General features: G+C 60.6%; 5 protein-coding genes. 1 reads left to right on the top strand and 4 read right to left on the bottom strand.

Annotation, left to right across the window (positions count from 1 at the left end; translation table 11 throughout):
* Positions 1 to 42 precede the first annotated feature (42 nt).
* Both AC1D1P_RS15680 and AC1D1P_RS15675 read right to left on the bottom strand, forming a co-directional pair.
* Complete coding sequence (locus tag AC1D1P_RS15680; protein ID WP_477671043.1) at positions 43 to 975, bottom strand: diacylglycerol kinase catalytic domain-containing protein; 933 nt, start codon at positions 973 to 975, stop codon at positions 43 to 45.
* Between the two features lie 24 nt (positions 976 to 999).
* Positions 1,000 to 2,031, bottom strand: coding sequence for an SPFH domain-containing protein (locus AC1D1P_RS15675; protein WP_477671042.1), 1,032 nt, complete (start codon positions 2,029 to 2,031; stop codon positions 1,000 to 1,002).
* Between the two features lie 105 nt (positions 2,032 to 2,136).
* Here AC1D1P_RS15675 and AC1D1P_RS15670 point away from each other — a divergent pair, with 105 nt between their 5' ends.
* Positions 2,137 to 2,853: an NUDIX hydrolase gene (locus AC1D1P_RS15670; protein WP_477671041.1), complete on the top strand. Its 717-nt coding sequence runs from the start codon at positions 2,137 to 2,139 to the stop codon at positions 2,851 to 2,853.
* Positions 2,854 to 2,862: 9 nt separating this feature from the next.
* Here AC1D1P_RS15670 and AC1D1P_RS15665 read toward each other — a convergent pair whose 3' ends face one another.
* Positions 2,863 to 3,408, bottom strand: a complete 546-nt coding sequence (locus AC1D1P_RS15665; RefSeq protein WP_477671040.1) for a DUF4291 domain-containing protein — start codon at positions 3,406 to 3,408, stop codon at positions 2,863 to 2,865.
* Positions 3,409 to 3,467: 59 nt separating this feature from the next.
* Positions 3,468 to 4,031: an RNA 2'-phosphotransferase gene (locus tag AC1D1P_RS15660; protein WP_477671039.1), complete on the bottom strand. Its 564-nt coding sequence runs from the start codon at positions 4,029 to 4,031 to the stop codon at positions 3,468 to 3,470.
* Positions 4,032 to 4,347 lie beyond the last annotated feature (316 nt).

The following is a 4,347-nucleotide window of genomic DNA, read 5'->3' as shown; positions in this document are numbered from 1 at the left end:
GATTGGGTGCACTGCCGCCGATTCTCGCAGCAGCGGCCGGTTTTATTCCACCAGGATTCCCTTGGTCTCGCAGACGCCGATGCGGGCTTCCATGCCKGCGGTRAARCGCAGGAAGTCCGCCTCCATGCCGTCCGAGAAGATGACCCCGTTGTCCGGCATGCGCGAGCGCAGCGTCAGCACGTCCGTTTCCTCGATCTCTCCGTACAGCAGGGAGGTCTGGGAGGCCCGGCTGGCAAAGGGCTCCCGCACGGCGAAGACGAGGTGGTCGGTGTCGCGCGGCATGGGTTCGTATTCGTCACCCCGCCCATAGCCCACCGCTTGCGCGATACCGATGGAGCCAGTGATGATGCTTTTAAGCCAGGCCGTCGATCCCAGCCCGGTTGCGACAATCAGGCCCGAAGACGACTGCGCCTCCTTCACGCCGCGGAACTCGATGTCGTAGAGCGCCGAGGTATGACTTTTCGGGCCTATGAACAGGTCGTTGACGCCCCTCAGCACCTGCCCGTCGGACAGCCTGGCCTCCGCCATGGTCACCAGCGAGGTCGCGCGGCTGCCCCTCGCCACCCCGGGCAGCACTGATGCCAGCTGTGAGGGCTCAAACGGAAGCAGCACGCCGTCCCAGCGTTTGGGCTCCGGGTTGACGCCGACCAGCGGCTGGCCGTTCAGGTACTTCAGGGTGTTGGCCACCATGCCGTCCTGGCCCAGCGTCACCACGATGTCGTCGGCCGCGAAGATGTAGTTGCTCAGGTGCGCCCTGTCGATGATCTGGTAGCGGCCCCAGGCCTGCAAGGTTTCCGCGACCACCCGCAGGCTGGAGGCATAGGCCTCGTTCTCGCGCAGGTAGTCGGTGAAGTCGGCGCCCAGGTGTTCCAGGTAAAACTGAGCCTGGCCCAGGGTCTGATAGCGCGCCACCAGCTCTTCGAGCCGGGTCTGGCGCGTGACCAACACCACCTTGCGGTTCTCGGCTGCAGACATGTTTTTGTCCTTTCCTGTTTCTGCTTATTTCCGGGTACCGGCGTTCGCGCCTGCCAGCAGCGAGTTGAGCAGTTCGGGCGACATGTTCAACTGGCCGATCTTCTCGGCCTTGTCGGCGATGCCGCCAAAGGCCTGGGCGATCAGCTGGGCTGGGTCCATGCCAGCCGAAGCCAGTGCCTGGATGGTGCGGGGATCTACCGCCTGGAAGGTCTTCATGATGGCGTCCAGCCGGGCCGCTTCTGCCTCGGCCAGTGTGCGCGAGTTGGCGGCCTGGCCGTTGACGTAAAGCTTGCGTTTCTCTTCGAGGGCCACGTCCGAATCCATCTGCTCGGTACGCAGGGCGTTTTCCTTGCGCATCACCGATGCCTTGGCGGCCATCTTGGCGTCCTCGATCTGGCTGCGTTTGTCTTCCACGGCAACTTCGGTGTCCAGTTCGTTTTCGCGGATAGAGCGCTCGTTCTGGACCGCGGCCATGCGGCGCAGGTAGATGGCGTCGTCCGCAGCCTTGAGGTTGGCCTCGCGCGATTCGGCTTCCAGAGCCCGGGCGATGTCAGGGGTCGGCTTGATGGCCAGGATGGACACCCCCAGGACCTGCAGGCCCAAGGCCGCGATCTCGGGCTGCGCGCCCAGGCTGGCTTCGGCATGCCGGGCGATCTCGGCGGAGGAGAGCAGGGCTTCCTTGAGCGCCAGTGCCTGGACTTTTTGCTGGATGATGACCTGTACCTGCATGCCGACACGGTCGCCCAGCTTGAGTGGGTCGTCCGATGCATAACCCTGGCCGTTGGCTTTCAACGAGAAGTCCATCAGGCGAGCCGTCAGCTGCGGCGTTTTGACCTGGTAGGTGACCTGCCCCTGCACCGTGACGTTCTGGAAGTCGGAGGTCACCAGGGTCAGCATGAAGGGGTGGTGGGCGCTGGCCACGGGCACCGCCACCACGGTAGAGGTGGGCGCGTAGTAATAAAAGGACTGGCCTGCGCCTTCCCGGATCACTTTCCCCCTTTTGAACTGGATCAGGTGAACCGTGGGCTGGGACTTGATGAACCGGATGCCTAACATGGTGCTTTCTCCTTGTGGTTAATTGTTCGATAGGTTGTATTGAACAACCTTTTTATGAGTTGCATAATACAACCTAATTCAGATTTGTCAAACGGGAGAAAAAAAATGGCCGCCAAACCGAAACACCTGAACTTTGAAAAACCGCTGACGACGGTCGACATAGTGATCTTCACCGTGCTGGACGAACACTTGCAGGTCCTTTTGGTTAAACGGCCCGTGGGGCCGGAAGAGCCGTTCCCGGACGCCTGGGCCCTCCCTGGCGGTTTTGTGGATGTTGACAAGGACGACTCGCTGGAGGCCTGCGCCAGGCGCAAGCTGCTCGACAAGACCGGCGTCAAGAGCCCCTATCTGGAACAGTTGGGCAGTTGGGGCGGCAAAACGCGTGATCCGCGCGGCTGGTCGGCGACGCATGCTTACTTTGCGCTATTGCCCGCCGACTCTGTGCAACTGGTTCAGGATGAAGCCAAGCCGGCCAAATGGCATCCGGTAGATGAGTTGTCGCCCCGTAAGCGGCTGGCGTTTGACCACAGCGACATCTTGCAAGCTGCGCTGGAGCGCCTGCGAAGCAAGGTGGAATACACCTCGCTGCCGGCTTTCCTCTTGCCGGAACCGTTCACGCTGCCGCAATTGCAGAAAATGTATGAGGTGGTGTTGGGGCGGTCCATCGACAAAAGCGGGTTCCGGACTCGCGCGCTGGCGGCGGACTTTCTGAAGGAGGAAGGCTTTCTCGACGTAGGATCGCCCAGGCCTGCCATGGGCTACCGCCTGAAAGACAGGCGTGCAGTGATGTATTTTCCGAGGACCTTCAGCCCCCGTAGCTAAGGGGATGGCCTATGCGGCCCGCTCGATGTACACCGTCTCGACCGGCACTTGCAGGTTGGGATCATCATCCGTGGCTTGCAGGCGCTGCGATGCGACGAAGCTGCTCATGTCGATCACCTCCAGCAGCTCGGTCGTGGCCAGCGCGCGTAAGGCCTCCCCGCGCAAACCGAGCTGTATGGCCCGGCGGGTGAGGTTCGCGCCCGATGGTGCGTGGTCTGGATCCCACTGGCGCCTGACATTCGAAGTCGCAACGGCGGCTTGCCATTCCTGTGGGTTCGCATAGACCTCGCTGTCGAACATGGAAGGCACGGCGGCGGCGAGAAGCGAGTCAAAGAACGTACGCCTCAGTCTCAGGCCCAAGACCCCTTCTTGCCCCTCTTTGCTACCCCAGCCTGAGCGATACATCATCCACAAGAAGTTTGGCTTGATCCAGCTCATGCGGTTGAAGCTGAAGTCAGGACCGCCCAACTGCCCATGCTCAATGGCGTACGCCGCCGTGCTGGGTCGATAAGCCTGGTAAACGACGATGGTGTCCGCGTCGTGGTGCGCTAACACATGCCGACCCTCTGTTGGCCATACCCGTCGCTGTTCTACGTAAGGAGCAGTAGTCAGTTTCACTCAGGGCTCCCGGCCTCAACAACGCAGAGGTAAACCGGCGGCACATGATCGGTCAGCCATACATTGTTTTCCGATCGAAAGAACAGATAACCTTCTGCCGCCATGCGCTGGGCGTCCACGGCAAGCAGAACCGGTTGACCATAACGCTGGCCCACCGCGGTAGCCGTTTCGCTGCTTTCGCTCAGGTGGACATGATGGCGCTGGCGCTTGGTCAAGCCTTCCGCCAGGACGGCGTCGAGGAAACGCGATGCGGTGCCGTGATAAAGCCTTGCCGGCGGAGCCAAAGGCGGCAAGCCAAGTTCGACATCCACAGAATGGCCTTGGTTGGCGCGGATGCGCAAGCCGTCGTCGCTGAAGGCGAAACGTTTTTTGTCGCTGGTTTCGACGACTTTTTCGAGCAGGGCACGAGAAAGGGGATGGTTTGCCGACGCAGCCCTGGCGAGCAGCTCATCGACGTTGGCCCAGCCCGCCGCATCTAGCGAAAGCCCGATGGTGGACGGCTTGTGCCGCAGTACCAGGCTGAGGAACTTGCTGGTGCTGGTGAGTTGTTGTGGGGTCATGAATTTTCCTTTTTTATTGTTATAGGTTGATTTATAGGTTGCTCTGAGCAACTTATAGGGTTGCATAATACAACCAAACAACGGAAAGTCAAACCCCTGAACAGATCAGCAGGCAATGAGCGCGAATCGGCGGTCAATATGCATTGATTTTGGTGTTGACATGAAAAAGCCCGGCGCCTTGCGGGGCCGGGCTTTCAAGAAGCTTTGAAGAAAAAGCTGTTTACAGCGTGTCGATAAAGCTGCGCAGCTTGTCCGAACGCGAAGGGTGCTTGAGCTTGCGCAGTGCCTTGGCTTCGATMTGGCGGATGCGTTCGCG

This window comes from Polaromonas sp. P1_E1_2 (assembly GCF_056406035.1).
Note: the sequence above shows the minus strand (reverse complement) of the source record. Positions and strands in the feature narration are given on the sequence as shown.

Coding starts and splice junctions, on each gene's coding strand:
- AC1D1P_RS15675 (WP_477671042.1), bottom strand. CDS start 2,031: ATGTTAGGCATCCGGTTCATCAAGTCCCAGCCCACGGTTCACCTGATC.
- AC1D1P_RS15670 (WP_477671041.1), top strand. CDS start 2,137: ATGGCCGCCAAACCGAAACACCTGAACTTTGAAAAACCGCTGACGACG.
- AC1D1P_RS15660 (WP_477671039.1), bottom strand. CDS start 4,031: ATGACCCCACAACAACTCACCAGCACCAGCAAGTTCCTCAGCCTGGTA.